The organism is Mesorhizobium sp. B2-4-6 (assembly GCF_006442775.1).
Classification (GTDB): domain Bacteria; phylum Pseudomonadota; class Alphaproteobacteria; order Rhizobiales; family Rhizobiaceae; genus Mesorhizobium.
Genome location: NZ_VFVI01000003.1, coordinates 55,154 through 78,533, shown reverse-complemented (window position 1 = coordinate 78,533; position 23,380 = coordinate 55,154). Strand labels below are relative to the sequence as shown.

Below are 23,380 nucleotides of genomic sequence, written 5' to 3'. Positions count from 1 at the left end.
TCTGTCCAGAACTTGCGCGCCACTCCGCGCCGTGCCACTTGTTCGGTCATGACCATGACCGCTTCCCAGGACGAGCCGGCGCCCGGCAACATCAAGGTGACCCGCGCCGACTGGATCAATCTTGCGCTGCAGACGCTGATTTCAGACGGTATCGAGAGCGTGCGCGTGCTGACGCTCGGCCAGAAACTCGGCGTGTCTCGCTCGAGCTTCTACTGGTATTTCAACAGCCGGCAGGACCTGCTCGACCAGTTGCTTGCGCATTGGCACGACACCAACACCACGGCGATCGTCGAGCGTGCCCGCCGGCCGGCGGACACCATCATCATGGGCGTGATGAACGTCTTTGAATGCTGGGCCGACGAGCGCCTGTTCGATCCCAGGCTCGATTTCGCCGTCCGCGAATGGGCCAGGCGCTCGGACGACGTGCGGCGCATGATCGACCGGGCCGACGGCGAGCGCCTCAGCGCCATCCGCGACATGTACCGCCGGCACGGCTATGACGGCGAGGACGCCTTCATCCGCGCCCGCGTCCTCTATTACATGCAGATCGGCTATTATGTGCTCGACCTCAAGGAACCGGTGGAGGCGCGGGTCAGCCATCTCGCCGCCTATCTGCGCTCCTTCACCGGCCAGGAGCCGACCGAGGCGGATGTGGCGCATTTCATGCGCTTCATCGCGGCGCGGTGATATAGTCCGCCGTCCACGGCCAGGGCGCCACCAATCAACAAAGCTTGTGCTGTTGCCTCGCTGCCCTTGTGAGCGACGCTAAAATGGTCGATTAGTCTTGTGGGGGAGGCGCCCGAAACTGCCATGCAGTTTCCAGGCGAAAGTGCGTTGGGGCGGAAGTCTGGAATGGCAAGTCCTTCGAAACCAAGCAAGAGAAGAGGCCGGGTCGCTTCGGCGCTGCTCGGCGTCGACGCATGGCTCGATTCCTCGCTCTATGAGATCAGCTTCAAGGCCCGCGAATTCTGGGAAGCGGCGACCATCTTTTCCCGCCGTTTCCGGGTGCATGGCTGGCGCCGCGCCATCATCGAGTTGCTGAGCGAAGGTTTCACCATGGGCGCCGGCGGCTTCGTGGTGCTGCTCGCGCTCGCCATGCCCGCCTTCGACATCACCACCGGCGACTGGCGCAGCCAGGGCGACTTCGCCGTCACCTTCCTCGATCGCTACGGCAACGAGATCGGCCAGCGCGGCATCATCCAGCGCGATTCCGTGCCGGTAGACGAGATGCCGGACATCGTCATCAAGGCAGTGCTGGCGACCGAGGATCGGCGCTTCTTCGACCATTACGGCATCGATGTGCTGGGCCTGTCGCGCGCGATCTTCGAGAATGTGCGCGCCAATTCCGTGGTCCAGGGCGGCTCCAGCATCACGCAGCAGCTCGCCAAAAACCTGTTCCTGTCGAACGAGCGCACCTTCGAGCGCAAGATCAAGGAAGCTTTCCTGTCGCTATGGCTGGAAGCGAATCTTTCCAAGAAAGAGATCCTGCAACTCTATCTCGACCGCGCCTATATGGGCGGCGGCACCTTCGGCATCGAGGCGGCGGCGGATTTCTATTTCGGCAAGAGCGTCAAGGACCTGAGCCTTGCCGAGGCGGCGATGCTGGCCGGGCTGTTCAAGGCGCCGACCAAATACGCCCCGCACATCAACCTGCCGGCGGCCCGTGCCCGCGCCAATGTCGTGCTGTCCAACCTTGTCGATGCCGGCTTCATGACCGAGGGCCAGGTGCTGCAGGCTCGGCTGCATCCGGCCAACGTCGTCGATCGTGGCGAGCAGAAGAGCCCGGATTATTTCCTCGACTGGGCCTTCGACGAGGTGAAGAAGATCGCCAAGCCAGGCCAGCACTCGCTGGTCGCCCACACCACTTTCGACGCCAACATCCAGAAGGCGGCCGAGGAATCCGTCGAGTTCCATCTTCGCCAGTTCGGCAAGGAATATAACGTCACCGAAGGCGCCGTGGTGGTCATCGAAACCAACGGCGCGGTGCGGGCCATCGTCGGCGGCCGCGATTATGGCACCAGCCAGTTCAACCGCGCCACCAAGGCTCTGCGCCAGACGGGTTCATCCTTCAAACCGTATGTCTACGCCACAGCGATGGAGCACGGTTTCACGCCGGACTCGGTGGTTTCCGGCGGCGCCGTCAGCTGGGGCAACTGGTCGCCTCACAATTACAGCGGCGGGTCGGCCGGCAACGTGACGCTGCTCACGGCGATCGCCAAGTCGATCAACACGGTGCCGGTGCGGCTCGCCAAGGATTATCTCGGCATCGGCCCGATCAAGGCGATGGCCGAATCGATGGGCGTCGAATCGCCGCTGGAAGCGCACAAGACCATGGTGCTCGGCACCTCCGGCATGACGGTGATGGACCAGGCGACCGGCTACAGCGTCTTTGCGCAAAACGGTTTCGTTGGCTCGCGCCACGGCATCACCCAACTGGTCACCCGCACCGGCGAGGTGGTCTATGACTGGGCCAAGGATGCTGCGCCGCTGCACCGCGTGCTGTCGGAAAAGGCGCTGAAATACATGAACGCCATGCTGGCGGCGGTGCCGGTTATAGGCACCGCGAGACGCGCCCAGCTTCCGAACATTGTCGTCGCCGGCAAGACCGGCACGACGCAATCCTATCGCGACGCCTGGTTTGTCGGCTTCACCGGCAACTACACCGCCGCCGTCTGGCTCGGCAATGACGACTTCACGCCGACCAACAAAATGACCGGCGGTTCGCTGCCGGCGATGGTCTGGCAGCGGCTGATGGTCTACGCCCATCAGAACATCGACCTGAAGCCGATCCCGGGCATCGATCATCCGTGGGTCGACCCGGAAGTCGCGGCCAAGGCCGAGGAAGCGGCGAAGAAGGAAGCCGACGCGGCGGCGGCGCAGGCCGAGGCCGAACGCCCGCCGGTGCTTTCCAGCCGCACCAGCCAGACGCTGCGGGAAATGAGCAAGGCGTTCCAGGCCGCGCCCGTGCTGGGCGCCCCCAGCCTGCCGGAGACGCTTTCGGCGCTTTAGGACCGCGCTGGCGCGAAGCCGGCTTGCCACGGCACCCCGCGCCGCGATATCCCGGGCAACCTCCTCTGTTTGCGGCTCTCATGCTCAAGAACGCCATCCTGACGCTGCTTTCGCTTGCCATGGCCATCGGGCTTGGCGGCTACAGCGTCTGGTATGCGCTCAACGCGCAGGACGGCGTCGGGGCGATCCGCATCGGCCAATGGACTGCCTTCCCCGAAGTCGGGACGCTGGCGGCCGACCCCTATTCCAAGGCGCGCGTGGCGCGCGAGGGCGTGCTGGCACTCGGCCAGGCCGAGGGGCTTGCCTTCGTGGCCGAGCGCGACGACGCGGGCGAGCCGCTGAAACGCGAATGCGCCTACACGATCGAGGGCGGTTATCCCACTGCCCGCTTCTGGACGCTCTACGCCGCCGACCAGTCGCTTGGCGTGATCGACACCGGCAAGCCGAGGCAGTCGGCGCTGCAATCCTACGAAGTGCTGCGCCAGCCCGACAATTCCGTCGTCATTTCCGTCGGCAATCGCCCGGCTCCCGGCAACTGGCTGCTGACCGGCGGCTCCGGCAAGATGTATTTCGTGCTGACCTTCTACGACACGCCGATCGCCTCGAGCACCGGCCTCTCGGACGTCACGCTGCCGCGCATCCTGAAGGCGGGCTGCAATGCGTAGCCTGCTGCACGCCCTCATCCTCGGCCTGCTCGGCGCCGGCATCGTACACATCGTGGTGCTGTTCCTGGTGCCGGAATTTTCCGAACGCGATGCCTGGTCGCGGCTGGCGATGGCTTCGGACCTCTACAAGATGACGCGGCTCGACGCCGAGGCCGGCGGCGCGCCGGTGGTGAAATCGGTCGATCCGCTGTTTTATGCCGCCGCCTGCCGATTCAATCTCACGGACGGACTGGTCAGGATCAGAGCGCCCGGCGACGTGCCGTTCTGGTCGGCCTCGGTCTATGACCGCAGCGGCCACAACATCTATTCCTTCAACGATCACAACGCCAATGGCGAAAAACTCGATGCCATCGTGCTGACGCCGGCGCAGATGATCGACGTGCGGCGCGACCTTCCGGAGGATCTGCAGGGCGCGATCTTCGTCGAGGCGCCGATCGATGAAGGCATCTTCGTCGTCCGCGCCTTCGTGCCGGACGAGAGCTGGAAGCCGATTGTGTCACGCTTCCTCGAGCAGAGCGCCTGCGAATTGCAGGATTACTGAGAAAGGCGCCCGATCAGTGATGCGGCTTGGCAGGTGGCGAGGAGCCCGGCCTGTCGGGGCCGCTCTCGCCGGGCCGTGCCTCACCGGCCTGCGGATGCAACTCATAGCGGACGCCGGGGAAAATGATGACCGCTGCCGCCGTCGTGGTGTCGTGACTTGCTCGATTTACAGGTGCCGCTCGCGGCACAAAAGACAGGACCATGCCCATGGTTCGCGCATTCCCTCTCGGTTTGACCGGAGCATAACGCAACGCCTCCAAAGTTGATTAAGGAGTGTAGAGGGTTAACGGAGCGCTAACGGATCGCGGCTAATTTGATGTTTGTTTTTCCTGGAGTTGCGAAACCGGCCCGGCCGGATTGCGCGGCTCAGCATTGTGTCGAGTGTCGGGCGTATCCTCCGTGTCATCTTCGGATTTCAGGCAAATCGCTATCCGGACCGAAGCTGGAAAGGCCGAAAGGCTGTTCCGCGCCGCCGTGTCGGCCTTCTGCTCGCTGACGCGCCCCTCGCGCCGCGAGATCGCCCAGCTCGAGGATCTGACGCTGCCGCTGTTCGACGAGGTTTCTGTCGAGTCGCGCCGCTATGTCGCCGCTGCCCTTTCCGAATGCGAATATGCGCCGGCCGCGCTGGTCAGGCGACTGGCCGAAGAGCCGGTCGAGACCGCAGCCCCCCTGCTCACCCGCTCCAAGGCGCTGAGCGACGTCGACCTCATCGCGCTGATCGGCCGGCACGGGCTGCCGCACGCGCGCGCCATCGCGCGCCGCAAGGAACTCAACCCGACGATCGCCGACCTGATCCGCGCGCTGGAAAGACCGACGCTGGTCATGACGCAGCCGCCCGAGACGGTCACGAGGCTTGCGCCGAAACCGGAGGTCATGGCCAAGGCGGACGCCGACCGTCCCGCGCCCGGCCATGCAGAGGAGAATGCGCGGCGGCGCCTGCGGTCGATGATGTGCCCGACCGGTGACAGCGCCGACGTCAATACCTTCCTCGCCCAGCCGGCCTATGTGAAACTGCGCGAGACGGCGCTGACGGGGAACGCGGCCTTCTTCCAGACCGCGCTTGCCGACGCGCTGGATATCGACTTCGCGACGGCCCGCTCGGTGACCGGGCAATCGAGCTATGCCGCCCTGCTTGCGGCGTTGCGGGCTCTCGACCTCGGCGAAGACAGGGCATTCCTGATCGCGGTCGCGGTCTATCCCGGCGAGTTCCCGCATCCGCAGGCGATCCGCCTGTTCCTCGACCGCTACCGGTTGCTGCATCGCGAGGCGGCGCTGGACAAGGTCCGCGCCTGGAAGGCCGAGACCCATTCGCGGGCGATCCGCGGCAATGCAGTAGAAACCGAAAGCCGCGAAGCCTCGAACAGCGACGAGGCGAGCGCCGGCCTCAAGGCCTCCTGACGCGGTTAATCCGCCTTCACGGAAAGAAGCTCTTCGACGGGAACGGTCCCGCCCTCGATCTCGACCACCCAGATGTCGGGATCGAATTTCTTCTCCCGCTCCAGCCGCGCATCGAAAGCCGAGCCATCGTCGCTCGTACCGAGCGCGGTGAAGAACCGGTCATCGGGCTTGGCCGAATCGTAGCTCGTCTGCGGCGCCGGCCCATAAAGGGCCACCTCTCCCATCCGACCTCGCGACAGCACGAAGACAGCGCCGGCCTCTGTCGCTCCGCGCTTGACGATGGCGGCAAAGCCGCCGGCGCCGAAGACGCGACGCACAAGGGCCGAGACCCAGAGATCGGCAGTTACGCGCATGGCAAGGTTCCGGATGTCATGCGCGGTTCCTTACAGCAAGAATGAAGGAACCGAAATGATCGGGCGCCGCCGCTCAGTTCGTCAGGCCGATCTCGCGCATCTTGACATAGACGGCCTCGTCTGGCTCGCCAGTCTCGGGAAGGCCGAAGAGGGCCTGGAATTCCTTGATTGCGGACTTGGTGCGGGCGCCGACCTTGCCGTCGAGCTGCATGTCGCTATTGCCGAAAGCCTTCAGGCCGGCCTGGATCCTGACGATGCGGGCGTCGGGAGATAATGTCGGGTCATCGGCCGGGGCCGAGACCGGAATTGCCGACGGCTTGGCCGACGGCGTCGCGGCTGCCGCGCCGGCCGGCCGCGGCGCCGGATGCGGGATGGCCGCCGTGGTCTGGCGGGTGCCAAGCTGGTCGAGCAGCGCCGTGTCGATCTCGCCCGACCCCGGCAGCCCGACTTTCAACTGATAGGCCTGGATGGCCTTGCGCGTGGCCGGCCCGGTGAGACCATCGACGGTGCCGTCGTAGAAGTTGAGGTCCTTCAGAATGCCCTGCACCTGCTGGACGACCGGATCCGGCTTGGCCACCGGCTGCGCCGGCGCCTGGCGCACGATGTTGATGGTGGTTTCCGGTTCGTCGGAGACGGTATGCGGGAAATTCACGATGGTCCGGGTGGCGAAGAAGGCGCCGGTATGCGGAAAGGGCTGATACCAGAGCGCATTGGCCGAGACGTAGAACAGCGTCACCAGGAAAGCGGTCGAGCCGCCGACCAGGACCGGATTGCTCGCGATCAGCTGACCGACGGCAACAGCGCCCTCGGCAAGGGCGCCGCGCTCTGGTTCGACCACCTTAGGCCGTTTTGCGGAGCGAGCCATTGCTGTCCCCATCTGCATCCCCCTTCGGCTTGGCCGCCGGCATGGCCAGCACGCCGGATGGCGCACCGGAACGCCGCTTCGGCCCGTTCACCGGCAGGCCGATCGTCACTGTGGTGCCCTCACCGGGCGCGCTCTCGATCGACATCGTGCCCTCGTGCAGCGCCACCAGGCCCTTGACCAGCGACAGGCCGAGCCCGGTTCCCTCGAAACGGCGCGTGTAGTCGTTCTGGATCTGCATGAACGGCTTGCCGAGATTGGCCATGTCCTCCTCGGCGATGCCGATGCCGGTGTCGCTCACCCAGAAATGCAGGTGCGAGCCGACACGCTTGGCGCCGATCACCACGCTGCCGCCATCGGGCGTGAACTTTACGGCGTTCGAAGCGAGATTGATCAGGATCTGCTGGACCGCCCGGCGGTCGGCATTGATCTCGCCCGCATCCGGGGCGATCTGCGTGGCAAGAATTATGCTCTTGGCGTCGGCCAGCGGCCGCATCATCGAGCGGCACATGTCGACGGCCTCGACGAAGCGGAACGGCTCCAGCTCGGTCGCATAGGCGCCCGCCTCGATGCGCGAGACGTCGAGGATCGAGGTGACGACGGACAGGAGATGCTGGCCGGAATCCCTGACCAGGCCGACATATTCCTTCTGGCGCGGATCCTTGAAGGCGCCGAACATCTCATGCAGCAGCATGTCGGAAAAGCCGATGATGGCGTTGAGCGGCGTGCGCAGCTCGTGGCTGACCACCGCCAGGAAGCGGCCCTTGGCCACTTCGGCGGCCGCAGCGGCCTCTCTGGCTTCCGCAAGCTCGTCGCGAAGTGCCGCGACGTCGTCGTTTTCGCGCAGGACCAGAGTGAAGACGTCGCGGTCGACTTCGCCGCGCAGCAGATCGAGGCTGAACGGGCGGAAATTGTCGGTCGCGCCGGAACCCTCGCGCGGCAAGCGGATGCGCAGATCAAGCCGGCGCTTCGGCGCGTCCTCGCGCATGTCGGCCAAAGCGGTGAGATAGGCGACGCGGTCGGAAAGATGGACGCGATCGAAAAGGCCGGTGCCGAGCAGGAGCTCCGGCGCCAATTTGAGGGTCGAACGCGCCCGGGCGGACGCGTCGAGCACTTCGCCCTGGCGGCCGGCGCGCAGCACGACAGCGTCGATGACGTCCTCGAGACGATCGCCGGCAGGCTGAGCCAGCCGCAAACCGGCCGGGTTGGCGAAGGCGGCGGCCCGCGGCACCAGCGTCAGCGCCCAGGCCAACGGCAGCAGCCAATGCCAGGTGGCGATTTCGCCGAGCGGCAGGATTTGCCCGGCGAAGGGCTGCAGCACGATAGCGGCAAGCGCCGCAACCGCGCCCCACAGCGCAGCGCGCTGCGATCCCGAGACCCACCAGGTTTCGACCGGCAATGCGACGGCAAGGAGTGCTGCCGGCGAGGCCAATCCGCCCGCCGCCGCGACGGCGCCGGCAAGGGCGAGGCCGCCGAGCGCGACCGCCATGCGGCCGGCAAGCGCCATGTGGCCGGTGGCGGCCACCAGAAGCGCTGCGAACCAGCACAGGCCAAAAGCAGCAAAGATCGCCGCTACCGTGACAGCCGCGCCGAGACTCGCGGTGACGAGCGTGACAGCCGCACCCGCGGCAAGGAAGGGCGCGGCGAGCATGACGCCGATGAAGCGACGCTGGCGCAGTCGTTCGGCCTCACCCGTCACGGTCGGGTGAACCATGCGCTCGCAGCCGGCGGCAACCGCGCCAGGCAATTGAACGTATCTGGCTGAAATCGAACTCAACGCACACGTACCCGGTCGAAAAAAAAGCCTGCCTGGCAGGTGACTCATCAATTGGCTTGAAACTCGCATCCAGCGTTTAAGGAATGGATAAGGCTGGCGAAGCCGGCGACCGCCCCAGGACAAATATTGCGATGCCGACCCCACAAAGCGCACCGAGTTGCCGCCATGGTAAACGGCGGGTTATCCGCGAGGCCTGTGCCAAAACGAGCCTAAACTTGACGCGGCTAATCTCTGTCGGGTATAAAATCGAGTAATTACAATATGATATATGGTTATCGTAAAGTTAATGTTGCCGATGAGATTCGAGGCAAGTCCGTTTCAAAACCAATTCCTTTCGAATTTGCCTAAAATTTGAGGAAAATTCGCGGCTTCGATGCAAGCCGTCCTTTGCGTGACCGTGCCATTGTCGTGCCCAGAAAAGAGGTCATGCCGATGGATGCATGATCCGTCACGGATGGATGCATCATTCCATCCCGGATGAGAGGCAAGTAAGATGGGCTTTCTGATCAGGATGGCTTTCTGGTTTTCGCTGGTGCTGCTGGCGCTGCCGCTCGGCGTCGGCCCGGGCCAGGACGGCCAGCAGAGCGTCGGACCGATCCAGGCGCTGTTTGCGGCGCGCGAGGCGGTCGGCGACATTGCCGAGCTCTGCGAGCGCAAGCCCGATGTCTGCGAAACCGGCAAATCGGCCATGTACACCATCACCGTTCGCGCCAAGGAAACGGCCAAGATCGCCGCTGCCATGATCGACGACCAGCAACAGCCCGGGCAGGCAGGCGCGTCCGAGACGAAGGTCGCGGATGGTTCCGTCACGACCACCGGCAGCGTCGCCGAAGACATCGTGCTGCCCGCCAAAGTCAACATTCCAGTGATGCTGACCGCCAAAAACTGAATTCTTTCCAGCCGTTCGCCCGGCTCTTGGTTTGGCGCAATTCCGGGCGGAGGGCTACGGCGAAGTCGCCGAGCCTGACCGCTACGCACTTTTCCTGGAATTGCTCTCTCTTTGGTTTCGGCGCAATTCCGGACGGAAAACCGCTACGCACTTTTCCTGGAATTGCTCTGTCTTTGGTTTCGGCGCAATTCCGGACGGAAAACCGCTACGCACTTTTCCTGGAATTGCTCTAACGCCGCGGGCCCGTCCGACCTCTCGACGCCCGCGGCGTCTTTCTTTTTCCGTGACGCGGCCGGGCCGGGCCACTATATGCGGATCAATGGCCACCTCGATCCAGACCATCCGCGACGACTTTTCCCTGCTCGACGAGTGGGAGGACCGCTATCGCTATGTGATCGAGCTCGGCGAGGGCCTGCCGGCCTTTCCCGAGGCGGAGCGCACGGCCGCGAACAAGGTGCCTGGCTGTGTGAGCCAGGTGTGGCTCACCACCGAGCAAGGAGCGGGCGCCGATCCGGTGATTGGCTTCCAGGGCGATTCGGATGCCCATATCGTGCGCGGTCTCGTCGCCATCATGCTGGCGCTGTTTTCAGGCAGGCGTGCAAGCGAAATCCAGAACACGGACGCCGAAGCGACCCTGAAGGAACTCGGCCTCGACGAGCATCTGTCGCCACAGCGCGCCAACGGCCTGCGTTCGATGGTCAAGCGCATCAAGCGCGACGCCGAAGCGGCGCTGAAGCAGACGGCCTGATCCGGCCGATATCGCTCCCATCAAGAAAAGCAAAACGGCGCCGCAAGGGCGCCGTCGAGCTGCTTGACGAACTGAGACCAATCAACGGCCCTTGCGCTTGCGGCCCAGACCCATCTTCTTGGCGAGCTGCGAGCGGGCGGCCGCGTAATTGGGGGCGACCATCGGATAGTTGGCATCCAGGCCCCACTTCTCACGGTACTCTTCCGGCGTGAGATTGTAGTGGGTCATCAGGTGCCGCTTCAGCGACTTGAACTTCTTGCCGTCCTCGAGACAGACGATGTAGTCGTCATGGACGGAGCGCTTCGGATTGACGGCCGGCTTCTGCTTCTCGGCCGACGGCTGCTCCGGCGAGCCGCCGACGCGACCCAACGCGGCATGGACGTCGGCGATAAGGTTCGGCAGTTCCCCAACCGGCACCGGGTTGTTGCTGACATAGGCGGCGACGACATCGGCGGTCAGCTCGATCAGCGCATCACCGTTTTTCGAAGGTGTTTCGACGATTTCCATAGTGCTAAGGCCCCAACGAGAGTTTGTTTCTAAAACTGCGCCCTTTTTGTAGGATCGGGCATCGCGCGAATTTCGTGCAGGAAAGCCTGCGATTCGCATCGCCTCATCTTAATGAGGCCGCATTGCAAGTAAGTCAATTCGCATATTGACTTATATTCGCCGATATTCATCAAATATTGCTGATTCAGCTTCAAAAATTCGTGCGCCGTGTAACTTCGCGAGATTTTTCTGGCCAGACCAGCATGCCGTGACGTTACGTCATCCGCGTGTTAGACATCCGATCGCTGCTCGACACGGCGTTCAATGCTTGGCCAATGCTTGGATGCCTGTCGCGCCGGCGCGACAAATCCTGCGGCGCAACAAGGCGCAAGGACGCCGCCCTGCCGATCCGGAACCCTGGGTGAACGATACCTTCTAGTGAGGCGCGATATATTTGCCGTAGACCCAGCCGGTGACGAAATGGCCATTTTGCGCCGGGTCGTGCCATATCTCGCACCAGCGATAGCGGATCGCCTGGCGCTGTTTCCATTGCGGCTGGCGGGCGATATCGAGCAGGTTCACACCGCCGGTGCAGCGGCCGGTCATCTGCAACGGGGTGCCGTTCGGATAGGCGGCCTGCTTTTGCGATGCGTTGGACGGATACTTTCGTGCATTGAGCGTGTCGCCGAACGGCACGCCCGCCACTTGCCAGGCGGCAAAGACGGTTGCATGAGACTGACTGGAAAAAGCCAGGCCTGCCACGAGGACGGCGACAGACATTGCGGTAGAAACACAGGATTTCATCTTTCCCCCTTCGACTTAGCTTCTATGGACCACCTTGAGCCACGCCCCTTGAACCGCCGCTGAGCGGCGTGTTCATTCGTCATTCAAGCAAATTCCGCAGCGAGACGTAATGACCAGAGCTTCCGCCTTGACTTCCGCCTTCCCGGCCGCCAACCCGCCGACGCCTGAGAAACGCCCGGTGTCCGACACGCATCACGGCATCACCCGCGGCGACGACTATGCCTGGATGCGGGCCGACAACTGGCAGGCCATGTTCCGGGACCCTTCCCTCCTCGACGGCCGCATCCGCGCCCATCTCGATGCCGAGAACGCCTATCAGGCGGCGCTGATGGCCGGCACCGCGGATCTGCGCGGCAAGCTGTTTGCCGAGATGAAGGGGCGCATCAAGGAGGATGACTCGACGGTGCCCATGAAGGACGGGCCCTATGCTTATGGCTCTTCCTTCCGGCTGGGCGGCGAGCAGCCGCGCTATTTCCGCACGCCGCGCGGCGGCGGCACCGAGGAGATCCTGCTCGACGGCGACAAGGAAGCCGAGGGCAAGGCCTATTTCAGGCTCGGCGGCGTCGACCATTCAGGCGACCACGGGAAGCTGCTGTGGGCCTTCGATGACAAGGGTTCGGAGTTCTTCACGCTGCGCGTGCGCGACCTTGCGAGCGGCAAAGAACTTGCCGACCAGATCCCGGATACGGGCGGCGGCGGGGTGTGGAATGCCAGCGACAGCGGCTTCTTCTACACCCGTCTCGACGACAATCATCGCCCATCAAAAGTGTTCTTCCACGCGCTCGGCGACAAATCGGAGAACGACCGGCTGATCTATGAGGAGACCGATCCAGGCTTCTTCATGGATGTCGGCGGCACGCGTGCCAATGACTGGATCATGATCGGCATCAACGACCATGAGACTTCGGAATACCGCCTGCTGCCCGCCAATGATCCAGCGGCCGAGCCCAAGTTGGTGGCGGTGCGCGAGACCGGCCTGCAATACGACCTGGAAGAAGGCGGCGACGTCTTCTTCATCCTCACCAACGCCGACGGCGCCAAGGACTTCAAGATCATGACCGCGCCGGTCGACAATCCGGTGCGCGCCAACTGGCAGGAACTGGTGCCGCACGAGCCCGGTCGGCTGATCCTCTCGGTGCTCGGCTTCAAGCATCATATGGTCAGGCTCGAACGCAAGGACGGCCTGCCTCGCATCGTCGTGCGCGAGCGCGAAAGCGGCGAGGAACATTTCATCTCCTTCGACGAGGAAGCTTTCTCGCTCGGCCTTTCCGGCTCCTACGAATACGACACGGAGACGATGCGCTTCACCTATTCGTCGATGACGACGCCGGCGCAGGTGTTCGACTACAATATGCGCAGCCGCGAGCGCGTGCTCCTGAAGACGCAGGAAGTGCCCTCCGGCCACGATCCAGAGCACTATGTCACGCGCCGGCTGATGGCGCCCGCCGCCGATGGCGAGTTGGTGCCGATCTCGCTGCTCTACCATCGCGATACGCCGCTGGACGGTTCGGCGCCCTGCCTGCTTTACGGCTATGGCTCCTACGGCATCACCGTTCCTTCCGCCTTCAACACCAACTGCCTGTCGCTGGTCGACCGCGGCTTCGTCTATGCCATCGCGCATGTGCGCGGCGGCAAGGATAAGGGCTATGGCTGGTACGATGACGGCAAGCGGGCGAAGAAGATGAACACCTTCACCGATTTCATCGCCTGCGCCCGCCATCTCGTCGCCGAGCGCTATACAAAGCACGACCGCATCGTCGCCCAGGGCGGCTCGGCGGGCGGCATGCTGATGGGGGCGATCGCCAACATGGCACCGGAGGATTTCGGCGGCATCGTCGCCGAAGTGCCGTTCGTCGACGTGCTCACCACCATGCTCGACGCCAGCCTGCCGCTGACGCCGCCGGAATGGCCGGAATGGGGCAACCCGATCGCCTCAGCCGCCGACTACGCTACGATCGCGGCCTATTCGCCCTACGACAACGTGGCGGCGCTCGACTACCCACCGATCCTGGCGCTGGCGGGCCTGACCGATCCGCGCGTCACCTATTGGGAGCCGGCGAAATGGGTGGCGCGGCTGCGCGACCGCAAGGCGGGCGGCAACCCGGTGCTGTTCAAGATCAACATGGAGTCCGGCCATGCCGGCGCATCGGGTCGCTTCTCGCGGCTGGAGGAGATCGCCTACATTTACGCCTATGCCTTGAAAGTGACCGGCAAGGCCTGATTTTCCGCTCGCAATTGGCAAGGGCGCGCGTTACCCAATGCCGCCCTTTTCGATATGGCTTCTCCCGGCCGCGACCATTCACCCGCAAGGATCCTCATGCTGCTCGTCGATACGTATCTCGACAAATCCGCCATTCAGGGCATCGGCGTCTTCGCCAAGAACCACATCGCCAAGGGCACGCTGGTCTGGAAGCTCGACCCAAGGTTCGACCGCCGGATCCCGGTCGACACCTACGAGGCCCAGATCGGCCCGGTGAAATCCTATCTCGACCGCTATTCCTATCCGGACCGGCACGATCCGAGCTTCATCGTCTTCGAGGCTGACGACGCGCGCTACATGAACCACGACGACGACCCGAACTGCGACGTCTCCTCGCCCGAGGAGACCTACGCGCTACGCGACATCGCGCCAGGCGAAGAACTGACCTGCAACTACAACCACTTCTTCGAAGGCGGCTTCGATTTTCTGGGCGATCGCCACCTGTAAATGGATTGCTGCCAGCGTAAGCGAGGTCAACTCGCCGGCTTGCGCGCCGGATAGCCGTTGGGATGCGGCGGAATGGCCTTGAGATAGGCGGCGATCGCTGCGCGGTCGTCGGCCGTCAGTTGCGCCATGTTGCGCTGCACATCGACCATGGCTCCGCCGACGGAATCGAAGTCGGGCGTAAAGCCGGTTTCGAGGTAGTTGGCGATGTCGGCCTCGGACCAGTCCTTTATGCCGCCCTCGCCCGAGGTGATGTTGGGCACGACGCCGGAGCCTTCGGCGGCCACGGCGCCCGCCAGCCACTCGCCCTTCCTGACGCCGCCGGCGAAATCGCGCGGCGTGTGGCATTCGCCGCAATGGCCGGGTCCCTCGACCAGGTAGCGGCCGGCAAGAACCTTGTCCGGTGTGCCGTCGGGCAGCGCTATCACCGGCTCTGGGCTGAGATAGAGAAGCTTCCAGAGGCCAATGCCGCGGCGGATGGTGAAGGGGAAGGAAAGCTTGTGGTCCGGCGCCTTGCCGGCAACCGCCGGCAGCGTCTTCATGAAAGCGTAGAGGTCGGCGATGTCGGCCGGCTTCATGCGCGCGTAGGAGGCATAGGGAAAGGCCGGGTAGAAATGCTCACCCGAGGGCGAGACGCCCCTCAGCATGGCGTTGGCGAATTCCTCCTCGCTCCAGGCACCGATGCCATCCTTCTGGTCCTGCGAGATGTTGGGCGGAACGAAGGTGCCGAACGGCGTCTTGAGTTCCAGGCCGCCGACGAGTTCGAGACGGGCGTCGCCCTGGGCGCCGGGCTTGGCGTGGCAGGAGGTACAACCCCCCGCATAGAAGATGCGCTTGCCCCTGGCGGCGTCGCCGGGGCCGAGCTGGGCAACGGCCGCAGCGTCAAGCCTGGCCGGCGCCGACAGGACCCAGCCGACGATTGCCGCGGCGCCGCCAAGTACGATGACGGCCCCGGCAAGCTTCTTCAGCCAGGCCATTTAGCGATCAGCTCTTCTTGATGCGGTAGGTCTGGTGGCAGGTGCCGCAATCGCCGCCCAGTGTGTTGAGCTGCGTCTTCAGCGCGTCGACATCGGCCGGCGGGGAAGCGACCGCGGCCTTGGCGTCGGCCAGGAACTTGTCCTCAGCCGCCTTGAAGCCCGCCATGTCTTCCCAGATCTTCGGCCCGGCCGTGGTGTCGCCCTTGTCGGAGCCGGTCGGGAACAGCTTGTCGGCATCGAATTTCTCGGCATTGGCCTCCAGGGCCTGCAATGCCGTCAGCACCGCGGCGGCGTCAAAAGGCTCCTCGCCCTTGACGACCTTCGAGATCTGCCCGGCGAGCTTGCCGCGCTCCTTCATCAGGGCCTGGCGATCCTTGATCGGATCGGCACAGGCGGCCGAACCGGCGAAGGCGAGCATAGAGATGGCGATGACAAGCATTCTCATTCAATTGGCTCCATGATGAAGAGAGTTCGCGACTACAGGTTAACGGGCGTCGCGGCGGGATTATTCCCTTTCGCCGTGACGATTGTGCTGGCTGCCTTGTGGCTTCTCCTGTCCCGAAAAAGAAAAACCCCGGCATGCCGGGGTTTTTCGTCAAAATCGCTTAACCTTTGGCCTTTTCATAAAGCTCCAGGACGTGGTCCCAGTTGATCAGGCTGTCGACGAAGGCTTCGAGATATTTCGGCCGCGCGTTGCGGTAGTCGATGTAGTAGGAGTGCTCCCACACGTCGACGCCGAGGATCGGCGAGCCGCCATGGACCAGCGGGTTCTCGCCATTCGGGGTCTTGGAGATTTCCAGCTTGCCGTTCTTGACCGAAATCCAGGCCCAGCCGGAGCCGAACTGGGTGGTGCCGGCGGCGATGAAATCCGCCTTGAACTTGTCGTAGCCGCCGAGATCGCTGTCGACCGCCTTCTGCAGCGCGCCCGGCAGCTTGTTGCCGCCGCCGCCCTTCTTCATCCACTTCCAGAAATGGATGTGGTTGTAATGCTGGGCCGCATTGTTGAAGAGCCCGGCATTCTTGCCGAAGGACTGCTTCACGACCTCTTCGACCGACAGGTCGCCCATTCCGGCCTCGGCCGCCAGCTTGTTGCCGTTGTCGACATAGGCCTTGTGGTGCTTGTCGTGGTGATACTCCAGCGTCTCCTTCGACATGTAAGGCTGCAGGGCCTCGTAGTCGTAAGGCAAAGCGGGCAACTCAAAAGCCATGGATGGTACTCCCTCGAGGAAAAAGCCGGTGATATTACCGAGCTAAGATAGGTCTGGAATGGGTCGGGGCAACTCCGGAATGGAGCGCCGAGCGACTTTTTAGAGCAATTCCGGGAAAAGTGCGAAACGGTTTTCCGCCCGGAATTGCGCAAAAACAACGAGGCGGAGCTGTTCGCCGTCTGCGTGAAACGGTGAAACGCTCCGGCGGCTCAGGCGGCGGACGTCGAATGCGCCCATTCCCAATAGAGCTCGCGCGCCTTCTTGGCGACCGGTCCGGGCTGCAGGTCGCGGTTTTCGATGCGGGTGATGGGCACCACTTTCGAGTGGTTGCCGGTCGAGAAGATCTCGTCGGCCTCGAGGAAATCGCGAACCGACAGCGTCTTTTCGGTGGTCCTGAAACCGTAGTCGCCGAGCAGGTTGATGGTGCGCGAGCGGGTGATGCCGGAGAGGAACGTGCCGTTCGGGGCCGGCGTCATCACATGGCCGTCCTTGACCAGGAAGATGTTGGAGGTTCCGGTCTCGGCGACATTGCCAAGCATGTCGAGCACCAGCGCGTTGTCGAAGCCGCGGTTCTTGGCCTCCAGGATGGCGCGACCGTTGTTGGGGTAAAGACAGCCGGCCTTGGCGTTGGTCGGCATGGTCTCGATGGTCGGGCGCCGGAACGGCGAGACGCCGACCGAAAAGCCGGATGGCGGGATCATCGGCGATTCGTAGAGGCAAAGACAGAAGCGGGTCGAGGCCGGATCGGCCGGCACGCCCATATAGCCGCCATGCTCGGCCCAATACATCGGCCTGATATAGACCGCCGTCTTGCCGTCGAATTTCTTCAGCCCATCCCAGGTCAGGCCGGCGATCTCCTCGGCGGTCATGGAGGGTTTCAGGCCAAGCGCCGTCGCCGAGGCGTTGACGCGGGCGGAATGAAGCTCGAGGTCGGGCGCCACGCCCTCGAACCAGCGGCCGCCGTCGAAGACGCTGGTGCCCAGCCACATGGCGTGGCTGCGCGGCCCGAGAATGGCGACGTTGCCCTCGTACCAGTCGCCGTCCACATAGGTCCAAGTCGCGGTTTGCGCCGCCGCCGCCAGTGTCATGTTCGCCGTCCAAATGAGTGATTTCAGACCGCCATAGGACGATGCTTTGACGGTTGGCGTCAACCGACATGGCCAAAAATCGTTGAGGCCAGCGATACTTACAGAGCGTCGCCCGAAACGGATCGGGCAACGCCCTGTAAATCTTTTGTTCGATGCATGTCGGTTTCCCAAACCGCGACGCACTTTTGGGCGACATGCATTATTTGTTTGATGCATGTCGGTTTCCCAAAACCGCGACACACTTTTGGGCGACATGCATTAAAAGCGCAATCAGCGCTTGCACGGGGCGCATCCTCGCCTCAAAACTCTCGTTATGCATCATGCGGCCTATGTCTTCGACGCCTATGGCACGTTGTTCGACGTGCACGCCGCCGTGCGCCGGCATGCCGGCGAGATCGGGCCGGACGGCCAGCTTCTCTCCGAAATCTGGCGCGCCAAGCAACTCGAATATTCCTGGGTGCGGACGCTGATGGGGGGCGCTTACGCCGATTTCTGGCAATTGACCGAGCAGGCGCTCGACTTTGCGTTGCGCAAGGTTCCCTCGGCCGATCCGGCGCTGCGGACGAAACTTCTCGAAGCCTATTGGCGGCTCGACTGCTATCCTGAAGTGCCCGCCGTGCTGAAAGCGCTCAAGGCCTCGGGCGCGAAGCTTGCGATCCTATCCAACGGCTCGCCCGAAATGCTCGACGCGGCGGTCAAGTCCGCAGCGCTCGACCAGATCCTCGACGGCGTGTTTTCGGTTGACCAGGTCAAACGCTTCAAGACCGACCCGTCGGTCTACGACATGGTGGTCACTGGTTGGCGGCTCTACCCAGGCGCGGTGTCGTTCCAGTCGTCGAACCGCTGGGACATCGCCGGCGCGACCAAGTTCGGTTTCCGTACGGTTTGGATCAACCGGACCAACCAGCCGGATGAATACCGCGACTTTCAGCCGGGCTTGATCCTGCCTTCGCTCGAAGGTCTCCTGGCAGGCGCCTGAGACCTCTGTTGCTGCAGCGCAACAGCTGTGGCGCGGTCACAGCTTCGCCTTTTTCTGTCCACCCTCAGGCCAGAATTGGAACCGCCTATCGCCGCCGACTGTTATGAATGCCGTCGGCGACGTGCCCGCGGATTCATGCTTTCTTGCGAATTAAGACCTAGAAAAGGCAACCATGTCAGACGCTTCCTTCCGCCTCAGCCGCCGTGGCTTCCTCAATTTCACAGCCCTTGGCGCTGCTTCGGCCGCCGTGTCCGCGTGCACCACCACCGGTCCGGCCCCCGCTCCCATCCAGCCGCCACCGCCGGCCTATGTCGAGCCGCCCCTCGGCGATTACGAGACGATGTATGGCGCGATGTCGGACAATGGCTTCGACCTGCCGGCCATCCCGGTCAACAAGATCGATCACAAATTCTTGCGCCAGATCGTCCCCGATCCGACCGGACAGCGCCCGGGCACCATCGTCGTCGATACCACCGGCCACTTCCTCTATCTGGTGCGCGAGGGCGGTCAGGCGATCCGCTACGGCGTCGGCCTCGGTCGCGCCGGCTTCGAATGGTCGGGCGACGCCGTCGTGCAGTGGAAGCAGAAATGGCCGAAATGGACGCCGCCGGACGAGATGGTCGCCCGACAGCCGGAACTGACGCAATACAGCGCCAAGAACGGCGGCATGCCGGGTGGCCTGAAGAACCCGCTCGGGGCGCGTGCGCTCTATCTCTTCCAAGGCAACCAGGACACGCTCTATCGCCTGCACGGCTCGCCGGAATGGTGGTCGATCGGCAAGTCGGTGTCGTCGGGATGCGTTCGTTTGATCAACCAGGACATCATCGATCTCTACGACCGCGTGCCGACCAAGACGCCGGTTATCGTGACGGCCAATATCGGCGCGCCGGAAGAGGACTTGCCGGAGCGCAAGGCCATCCCGATCGACAATGGCGTGCCGACGGGCTCGATCCTGCTCGGTCCGGTGAAGCGGCTCACCAACGAGATTTTCTAAGCGGTTGGTTTCGTCAGCGGTGCTCGGCCAATATGGTGGCCAGCACCGCAACGCCGCGCCGCAGTGCTTCCGCATCGAGCCCGGCGTAACCAAGAATGAAGCCGGCCGTTTCCGGCCGGGGCCCGCTCGGATCGTAGAGCGGCGACACGGGATAGAGACCGATACCGGCGGTGCGCGCTGCAGCGATGATCGCCGGTTCGCGTCCAGCATCGATGCCGTTCAACCAGACAACGACATGCAGGCCAGTCTCGGCCCCGGCGACGGTAACCCGCGACCCCAGATGTTCAGTCAAAGCCTGCAGCAGGATGCCCCTGCGCTCGGCGTTCTTCCTGCGAATGCTGCGCACGTGGCGCTCGTAGGCGCCGCTCGCCAGCAATTCGGCCAGCACGTCCTGTTCCAGCATCGGAGCATGCCGGTCGGTCAGGCGCTTGGCCTCGCTGAACGCCCGGCGCAGGCTGGCGGGGACGACGAGATAGCCGAGCCTCAAGGTCGGCGAGAGCGTCTTGGACAGCGTTCCGACATAGATGACGCTATCCGCGTCGAGCGCCTGCAGAGGCGGGATCGGGCTGATGTCGTGACGGTATTCGCCGTCATAATCGTCTTCCACAATATAGGCCCCCGCGCCAGCGGCCCAGGCCAGCAGCGAACGCCGCCGCGTCGCCGAAAGCACGCCACCGAGCGGAAACTGGTGCGAAGGCGTCACATAGGCGAGGCGGGCCGGCCGCAGCGTATCCGTCCTTAGCCCGTCCGCGTCGACGGCAACGGGCACGGCGACGCCTCCGGCCGCCACGAAGGCGTGGCGTGCCAATAGATAGCCGGGGTTCTCGATCACAAAGGGGTCACCGGCATCGAGCATGAGCCGCGCGCAGAGGTCCAATCCCTGCTGCGAGCCGTTGACGATGACGATCTGGTCCGGCGTGCAACCGATGCCGCGGGCCCGCCAGAGATAGGCCTGAAGCGCGTTGCGCAGAACGGAAGACCCCTGAGGATCGCCATAGCGCAGCCGCGCGGCGCGCCGCAGGATCGCCTTGTTCGACGCGCGCCGCCAAGCCAGCACCGGGAAGTCCGCACCGGACAACTCGCCATAGCGGAAATCCGCAAGCTTGGCTGGTTGCCCTTCCGTAGGCGCCGGCAAGGCCAGCAACCGTCGTGCGAATGCCGAGAGGTTGCGTGGCGAAGCGGCTGCGACGGGCGCCTCTCCCGACGCCCTCCCCAACCCCGGAGCGACGATGGCGCGCGCACCATGCCGGATGATCAAATAGCCTTCGGCGTCGAGCTGATTGTAAGCGGCCGTCACCGTGGTTCGCGAGGCGCCCCACTCGGTCGCAAAAGCCCGCGTCGACGGCAGGCGATCGCCTGGCCGATAGGCGCCGCTGTGGATCTGCTCCTTGATCGCCGCGATGATCCGCCGCGCGACGCCGTCCTGCTCCAACTGGACCACCAAAAACCTTCAGAACTGGATGTTCCAAGCAAGCCAGACATCCGGCATCTTTTCCTGGAACGCAAGGAGTTTTGCCATGTACACACCGCCCGCCTTTCGCGACGACGATCATGAGAGCCTCACCGCCACGATCCGCGCCGCGCGGCTGGCAATCCTGGTCACCGCCACGGCCGATGGCCCGCTGGCGACGCCTCTGCCGCTTTTCCTCGACGAGAACGAGGGCGAGCACGGCGTGATCTACGGCCATGTCGCAAAGGCAAACCCGCAATGGCGCATGCCGCCGCTGGGCGACGGCCTGGCAATGTTCATGGGCCCGGACGCCTATGTGACGCCGGCCTGGTATCAGACCAAGCAGGAGACCGGGAAGGTGGTGCCGACCTGGAACTATGTCGCCGTCCACGCCCATGGGCCGATCGAGTTCTTCGAGGATGCCGACAGGCTGCTCGAGGTGGTGACCCGCCTGACCAACCTGCATGAAGGCGAGCGCGCAGCACCCTGGGCCGTGTCGGACGCACCGGCGGATTTCATCCAGTCGCAGCTGAAGGGCATTGTCGGCCTGCGCATGCCGATTACGAAGCTCGAAGGCAAGCGCAAGATGAGCCAGAACCGTAACGCCGCCGATCGCGCCGGCGTCGTGTCCGGCCTGTCATCGAGTGATCGTCCGTCCGACCACGAGGTCGCTCCGCTCATTCCGGCGTGAAGACTGGCCGGTGTGAAGACTGGCCGGTCTGAAGACTGGCCGGAGTGAACCCGGCCCTGCACTTTCAAGAGAGTCCATCATGCCGGATTTGACCCAGTTCGCCTTGTACTTCGCCGCGGCATTCCTGCTTGCCATTACACCGGGGCCGGGCATCTTCTATGTCGCCGCACGCACGCTGGCAGGAGGACGCGCGGAAGGCATTGCCTCGAGTTTCGGGACGGGCCTCGGCGGCATGGTCCACGTGCTTGCCGGCAGCCTGGGTGTTTCAGCTATCGTGCTCGCCAGCGCGGAGCTGTTCACGGCGCTGAAGCTGATCGGCGCCCTCTACCTCGTCTGGCTGGGCTTCCGCACCTTCCAGTCCGCGCGCAGCGAGGCAAAGACGATGCTGGAAGGCGAGACGCTATCGCCTGCCGTCGGCACTGGCCGAGCGTTTCGCGAAGGCGTGCTGGTCGAGGCCTTGAACCCAAAGACGGCCGCCTTCTTCCTGGCCTTCATTCCGCAATTCGTGAACCTGGGCGCCGGCCACGTCGCCCTGCAATTCATGGTCCTTGGCTTCATATCGGTGACGCTCAACACAGTGGCCGATGTCGTGGTCGCTTTTGCGGCGAGCCGCATCCGGCAAGGCGCGGCCGGGCGCGCCAGCACAATACGCCGGCTGCGGAAGGCCTCCGGCGGCGCTATGATCGCGCTCGGCATGGGCCTGGCCATAGCCAAGCGCCCCGCCCTTTGATTGCCCGGCGACGTTCAGCGGACGGGTCGACGAGGCCTCGACGATCGCGTCGATGGCCACGACGTCGCATGTGTTGCACAACGCATGCTTATGCGACAGATGAACCAGCCATTCGGGCCGAAAGGAATTCCATGCGACCGGTTGCCAGCCGCCCCGATCCAGTCGCGATCGCCGTGGCGCCAAATGGCGGCCGGCGCACGAAGGCCGATCATCCCGCCTTGCCGATCACACCGGATGAGTTGGCGCATGTGGCCGCGGCTTCGCTCGACTCGGGCGCCGCCATGATCCATGTCCATGTCCGCGACCGCGACGGACATCACCTGCTCGACGCCGAAGCCTACCGGACCGTAACCGCGGCGATCAGGGCCAGTGTCGACGAACGGCTCGTCGTCCAGATCACCAGCGAGGCACTGGGCATCTATCGGCCCGAACAGCAGATGCGGGTGGTGCTGGAAGCGCGGCCCGAGGCGGTTTCACTGGCCCTGCGCGAGTTGTTGCCCGACCAAACTTACGAAGCGGGTTTCGCCGCATTCCTTGAAACGCTGCGCAGGGAGAAGATCACACCGCAGATCATCCTCTACACTCCCGAGGAGGCAACCTATCTCGCGATGCTCGCGGGCCGCGGCCTGATCCCCTTCGACAATGTGCCGGTTCTCTATGTGCTCGGTCGCTACGCGGTTGGACAGACGTCCCGCCCGGCCGACCTGCTGCCTTTCTTGGCCCCGGGCACTGCCGCTGCAAGCCATTGGATGGTCTGCGCCTTCGGCAACCAGGAGGCGGCGTGCGTGACGGCAGCCGCGCTGCTTGGCGGGAACGCGCGGGTCGGGTTCGAGAACAATCTTTTCCTGCCCGATGGAACACCGGCTTCGGGAAGTCAGGATCTCGTCGCGGCCACCAAGCGATCAGTCGAAGCCTGCGGGCTCACACTCGCCAATGCGGACACGCTTAGAGGCCAGTGGGACGCCGCCTGAAGGGCGCGCGAGCGGTTGATCGCCAAAATGGGCATCGAGATCGGCTGATCGCACTTC

The 23,380-nt window shown here is 64.0% G+C and carries 24 protein-coding genes; 14 read left to right on the top strand and 10 right to left on the bottom strand.

From position 1 onward, the window contains the following. Window positions 1-48: 48 nt before the first annotated feature. The 5 genes from FJ957_RS10315 (at window position 49) to FJ957_RS10290 (ending at window position 5,612) form a co-directional block, all read left to right on the top strand. On the top strand, window positions 49-687 hold the full coding sequence (locus FJ957_RS10315) for a TetR/AcrR family transcriptional regulator (protein WP_140831017.1): 639 nt from the start codon (window positions 49-51) through the stop codon (window positions 685-687). Between the two features lie 165 nt (window positions 688-852). Further along, on the top strand, window positions 853-3,009 hold the full coding sequence (locus FJ957_RS10310) for a penicillin-binding protein 1A (protein WP_140831015.1): 2,157 nt from the start codon (window positions 853-855) through the stop codon (window positions 3,007-3,009). Between the two features lie 80 nt (window positions 3,010-3,089). After that, window positions 3,090-3,674, top strand: coding sequence for a DUF1214 domain-containing protein (locus FJ957_RS10305; protein ID WP_140643545.1), 585 nt, complete (start codon window positions 3,090-3,092; stop codon window positions 3,672-3,674). Next, the gene (locus tag FJ957_RS10300; protein ID WP_140831013.1) at window positions 3,667-4,215 is read left to right on the top strand and encodes a DUF1254 domain-containing protein; all 549 of its coding nucleotides are present in this window, start codon (window positions 3,667-3,669) and stop codon (window positions 4,213-4,215) included. The genes FJ957_RS10305 and FJ957_RS10300 overlap by 8 nt, the downstream gene beginning before the upstream one ends. Window positions 4,216-4,613: 398 nt before the next feature. Continuing rightward, entirely contained in the window at window positions 4,614-5,612 is a 999-nt protein-coding gene (locus tag FJ957_RS10290; RefSeq protein ID WP_140831009.1) for a DUF2336 domain-containing protein, read from the top strand. Between the two features lie 5 nt (window positions 5,613-5,617). On the opposite strand, the gene FJ957_RS10285 is transcribed toward FJ957_RS10290, so the two are convergent. The 3 genes from FJ957_RS10285 to FJ957_RS10275 form a co-directional block, all read right to left on the bottom strand. Further along, window positions 5,618-5,965, bottom strand: a complete 348-nt coding sequence (locus tag FJ957_RS10285) for a DUF1491 family protein (RefSeq protein ID WP_140831007.1) — start codon at window positions 5,963-5,965, stop codon at window positions 5,618-5,620. 73 nt (window positions 5,966-6,038) lie between these two features. Next, window positions 6,039-6,830 (bottom strand): peptidoglycan-binding domain-containing protein, encoded by a 792-nt coding sequence (locus FJ957_RS10280; protein WP_140831005.1) that lies wholly within the window; start codon window positions 6,828-6,830, stop codon window positions 6,039-6,041. Then, window positions 6,805-8,541, bottom strand: coding sequence for a PAS domain-containing sensor histidine kinase (locus tag FJ957_RS10275; RefSeq protein WP_140831864.1), 1,737 nt, complete (start codon window positions 8,539-8,541; stop codon window positions 6,805-6,807). Before FJ957_RS10275 ends, FJ957_RS10280 begins: the two co-directional genes overlap by 26 nt. A 556-nt stretch (window positions 8,542-9,097) precedes the next feature. Between FJ957_RS10275 and FJ957_RS10270 the strand changes: the two genes are divergently transcribed. Both FJ957_RS10270 and FJ957_RS10265 read left to right on the top strand, forming a co-directional pair. Further along, window positions 9,098-9,493, top strand: coding sequence for a DUF5330 domain-containing protein (locus FJ957_RS10270; RefSeq protein ID WP_140831003.1), 396 nt, complete (start codon window positions 9,098-9,100; stop codon window positions 9,491-9,493). Between the two features lie 319 nt (window positions 9,494-9,812). Further along, window positions 9,813-10,241: a SufE family protein gene (locus FJ957_RS10265; protein ID WP_140831001.1), complete on the top strand. Its 429-nt coding sequence runs from the start codon at window positions 9,813-9,815 to the stop codon at window positions 10,239-10,241. 81 nt (window positions 10,242-10,322) lie between these two features. On the opposite strand, the gene FJ957_RS10260 is transcribed toward FJ957_RS10265, so the two are convergent. Together FJ957_RS10260 and FJ957_RS10255 are read right to left on the bottom strand one after the other, a co-directional pair. After that, window positions 10,323-10,748, bottom strand: coding sequence for a MucR family transcriptional regulator (locus FJ957_RS10260; protein ID WP_027164827.1), 426 nt, complete (start codon window positions 10,746-10,748; stop codon window positions 10,323-10,325). A gap of 414 nt (window positions 10,749-11,162) precedes the next feature. Then, window positions 11,163-11,507 carry an SH3 domain-containing protein gene (locus tag FJ957_RS10255; RefSeq protein WP_181180538.1) on the bottom strand — a complete coding sequence of 115 codons (345 nt, stop codon included), beginning with the start codon at window positions 11,505-11,507 and terminating at the stop codon, window positions 11,163-11,165. A 133-nt stretch (window positions 11,508-11,640) separates the two neighbouring features. Here FJ957_RS10255 and FJ957_RS10250 point away from each other — a divergent pair, with 133 nt between their 5' ends. Further along, window positions 11,641-13,752, top strand: a complete 2,112-nt coding sequence (locus tag FJ957_RS10250; RefSeq protein WP_140830997.1) for a S9 family peptidase — start codon at window positions 11,641-11,643, stop codon at window positions 13,750-13,752. A 96-nt stretch (window positions 13,753-13,848) separates the two neighbouring features. Further along, window positions 13,849-14,238, top strand: coding sequence for an SET domain-containing protein-lysine N-methyltransferase (locus FJ957_RS10245; protein ID WP_140830995.1), 390 nt, complete (start codon window positions 13,849-13,851; stop codon window positions 14,236-14,238). Window positions 14,239-14,264: 26 nt separating this feature from the next. Here the strand turns inward: FJ957_RS10245 and FJ957_RS10240 are convergent, their stop codons facing one another. From FJ957_RS10240 to FJ957_RS10225, 4 genes are all read right to left on the bottom strand, one after another. After that, a complete protein-coding gene (locus tag FJ957_RS10240) occupies window positions 14,265-15,212 on the bottom strand; it encodes a cytochrome c (protein WP_140830993.1) in 948 nt (315 codons plus the stop codon). Window positions 15,213-15,219: 7 nt separating this feature from the next. Beyond that, window positions 15,220-15,657 carry a cytochrome c gene (locus FJ957_RS10235; RefSeq protein ID WP_140830991.1) on the bottom strand — a complete coding sequence of 146 codons (438 nt, stop codon included), beginning with the start codon at window positions 15,655-15,657 and terminating at the stop codon, window positions 15,220-15,222. A 160-nt stretch (window positions 15,658-15,817) separates the two neighbouring features. After that, entirely contained in the window at window positions 15,818-16,420 is a 603-nt protein-coding gene (locus FJ957_RS10230) for a superoxide dismutase (protein WP_140830989.1), read from the bottom strand. Window positions 16,421-16,629: 209 nt separating this feature from the next. Further along, window positions 16,630-17,508 carry a branched-chain amino acid aminotransferase gene (locus FJ957_RS10225; RefSeq protein ID WP_140830987.1) on the bottom strand — a complete coding sequence of 293 codons (879 nt, stop codon included), beginning with the start codon at window positions 17,506-17,508 and terminating at the stop codon, window positions 16,630-16,632. A gap of 313 nt (window positions 17,509-17,821) precedes the next feature. Here FJ957_RS10225 and FJ957_RS10220 point away from each other — a divergent pair, with 313 nt between their 5' ends. Then, window positions 17,822-18,487, top strand: a complete 666-nt coding sequence (locus tag FJ957_RS10220) for a haloacid dehalogenase type II (RefSeq protein WP_140830985.1) — start codon at window positions 17,822-17,824, stop codon at window positions 18,485-18,487. Between the two features lie 172 nt (window positions 18,488-18,659). Beyond that, on the top strand, window positions 18,660-19,481 hold the full coding sequence (locus tag FJ957_RS10215) for a L,D-transpeptidase (RefSeq protein ID WP_140830982.1): 822 nt from the start codon (window positions 18,660-18,662) through the stop codon (window positions 19,479-19,481). Window positions 19,482-19,494: 13 nt separating this feature from the next. Here the strand turns inward: FJ957_RS10215 and FJ957_RS10210 are convergent, their stop codons facing one another. Then, the gene (locus FJ957_RS10210) at window positions 19,495-20,922 is read right to left on the bottom strand and encodes a PLP-dependent aminotransferase family protein (RefSeq protein WP_140830979.1); all 1,428 of its coding nucleotides are present in this window, start codon (window positions 20,920-20,922) and stop codon (window positions 19,495-19,497) included. 76 nt (window positions 20,923-20,998) lie between these two features. Here FJ957_RS10210 and FJ957_RS10205 point away from each other — a divergent pair, with 76 nt between their 5' ends. The 3 genes from FJ957_RS10205 to FJ957_RS10195 all read left to right on the top strand — a co-directional run bounded on the left by FJ957_RS10205 (window position 20,999) and on the right by FJ957_RS10195 (window position 23,323). Beyond that, window positions 20,999-21,622, top strand: a complete 624-nt coding sequence (locus FJ957_RS10205; protein ID WP_140830977.1) for an FMN-binding negative transcriptional regulator — start codon at window positions 20,999-21,001, stop codon at window positions 21,620-21,622. 79 nt (window positions 21,623-21,701) lie between these two features. Further along, window positions 21,702-22,352: a LysE family translocator gene (locus tag FJ957_RS10200; protein WP_140830975.1), complete on the top strand. Its 651-nt coding sequence runs from the start codon at window positions 21,702-21,704 to the stop codon at window positions 22,350-22,352. A gap of 131 nt (window positions 22,353-22,483) precedes the next feature. Further along, window positions 22,484-23,323 (top strand): 3-keto-5-aminohexanoate cleavage protein, encoded by an 840-nt coding sequence (locus FJ957_RS10195; protein WP_140830974.1) that lies wholly within the window; start codon window positions 22,484-22,486, stop codon window positions 23,321-23,323. Window positions 23,324-23,380 lie beyond the last annotated feature (57 nt).

Coding starts and splice junctions, on each gene's coding strand:
- FJ957_RS10230 (WP_140830989.1), bottom strand. CDS start 16,420: ATGGCTTTTGAGTTGCCCGCTTTGCCTTACGACTACGAGGCCCTGCAG.
- FJ957_RS10280 (WP_140831005.1), bottom strand. CDS start 6,830: ATGGCTCGCTCCGCAAAACGGCCTAAGGTGGTCGAACCAGAGCGCGGC.
- FJ957_RS10315 (WP_140831017.1), top strand. CDS start 49: ATGACCATGACCGCTTCCCAGGACGAGCCGGCGCCCGGCAACATCAAG.
- FJ957_RS10220 (WP_140830985.1), top strand. CDS start 17,822: ATGCATCATGCGGCCTATGTCTTCGACGCCTATGGCACGTTGTTCGAC.
- FJ957_RS10200 (WP_140830975.1), top strand. CDS start 21,702: ATGCCGGATTTGACCCAGTTCGCCTTGTACTTCGCCGCGGCATTCCTG.
- FJ957_RS10270 (WP_140831003.1), top strand. CDS start 9,098: ATGGGCTTTCTGATCAGGATGGCTTTCTGGTTTTCGCTGGTGCTGCTG.
- FJ957_RS10245 (WP_140830995.1), top strand. CDS start 13,849: ATGCTGCTCGTCGATACGTATCTCGACAAATCCGCCATTCAGGGCATC.
- FJ957_RS10285 (WP_140831007.1), bottom strand. CDS start 5,965: ATGCGCGTAACTGCCGATCTCTGGGTCTCGGCCCTTGTGCGTCGCGTC.
- FJ957_RS10310 (WP_140831015.1), top strand. CDS start 853: ATGGCAAGTCCTTCGAAACCAAGCAAGAGAAGAGGCCGGGTCGCTTCG.
- FJ957_RS10260 (WP_027164827.1), bottom strand. CDS start 10,748: ATGGAAATCGTCGAAACACCTTCGAAAAACGGTGATGCGCTGATCGAG.
- FJ957_RS10250 (WP_140830997.1), top strand. CDS start 11,641: ATGACCAGAGCTTCCGCCTTGACTTCCGCCTTCCCGGCCGCCAACCCG.
- FJ957_RS10275 (WP_140831864.1), bottom strand. CDS start 8,541: ATGGTTCACCCGACCGTGACGGGTGAGGCCGAACGACTGCGCCAGCGT.
- FJ957_RS10240 (WP_140830993.1), bottom strand. CDS start 15,212: ATGGCCTGGCTGAAGAAGCTTGCCGGGGCCGTCATCGTACTTGGCGGC.
- FJ957_RS10265 (WP_140831001.1), top strand. CDS start 9,813: ATGGCCACCTCGATCCAGACCATCCGCGACGACTTTTCCCTGCTCGAC.
- FJ957_RS10300 (WP_140831013.1), top strand. CDS start 3,667: ATGCGTAGCCTGCTGCACGCCCTCATCCTCGGCCTGCTCGGCGCCGGC.
- FJ957_RS10215 (WP_140830982.1), top strand. CDS start 18,660: ATGTCAGACGCTTCCTTCCGCCTCAGCCGCCGTGGCTTCCTCAATTTC.
- FJ957_RS10205 (WP_140830977.1), top strand. CDS start 20,999: ATGTACACACCGCCCGCCTTTCGCGACGACGATCATGAGAGCCTCACC.
- FJ957_RS10225 (WP_140830987.1), bottom strand. CDS start 17,508: ATGACACTGGCGGCGGCGGCGCAAACCGCGACTTGGACCTATGTGGAC.
- FJ957_RS10305 (WP_140643545.1), top strand. CDS start 3,090: ATGCTCAAGAACGCCATCCTGACGCTGCTTTCGCTTGCCATGGCCATC.
- FJ957_RS10255 (WP_181180538.1), bottom strand. CDS start 11,507: ATGTCTGTCGCCGTCCTCGTGGCAGGCCTGGCTTTTTCCAGTCAGTCT.
- FJ957_RS10195 (WP_140830974.1), top strand. CDS start 22,484: ATGCGACCGGTTGCCAGCCGCCCCGATCCAGTCGCGATCGCCGTGGCG.
- FJ957_RS10235 (WP_140830991.1), bottom strand. CDS start 15,657: ATGAGAATGCTTGTCATCGCCATCTCTATGCTCGCCTTCGCCGGTTCG.